Annotated in this window: 1 protein-coding gene; it reads right to left on the bottom strand. The window is 54.3% G+C overall.

The window, feature by feature from the left end; translation table 11 throughout:
- The coding region (locus ACNFOC_RS55905) for a glutathionylspermidine synthase family protein (protein ID WP_416966511.1) at positions 1-383 on the bottom strand (383 nt) is incomplete at both ends.

The raw sequence follows: 383 nt of genomic DNA, 5'->3' as shown, positions 1-383 counted from the left end.
ACGTCGATAAGACGCACTTCGTTTTGCGGATGACCGGTACGGATTGGCACCGCAGCAAACTCACGGTCGCTAACTTCACGAATCTGATCAAACGCGGTTTCCCACGCCCAGGTTTTCCACACGCAGTTAACCAGTCGCCCTTCCCCATCAATCAGTTGCCCGGCAGCATCCCAGCCCAGTTCATCCAATCCACGCAAGATACGCGTTTCAAAGCCCGCCTGGTGCAGCGCCTGCTCCATAAACTGCGCGTGATAGTTTTCCTCGATATCTTTGTCCTGCATGATATGGACAAACGGACGTGCACGACTGTGTTTCCAGGCACCAGCCAATTCGTTAATCAGCCCTTCCGCCGGATTGAAGCCGTTGCCTTTATAGCCCTGCTC

This window comes from Streptomyces colwelliae (assembly GCF_048158785.1).
Taxonomy (GTDB): domain Bacteria; phylum Actinomycetota; class Actinomycetes; order Streptomycetales; family Streptomycetaceae; genus Streptomyces.
The sequence above is the reverse complement of the archived record's forward strand: the minus strand, read 5'-3'. Positions and strand labels throughout refer to the sequence as shown.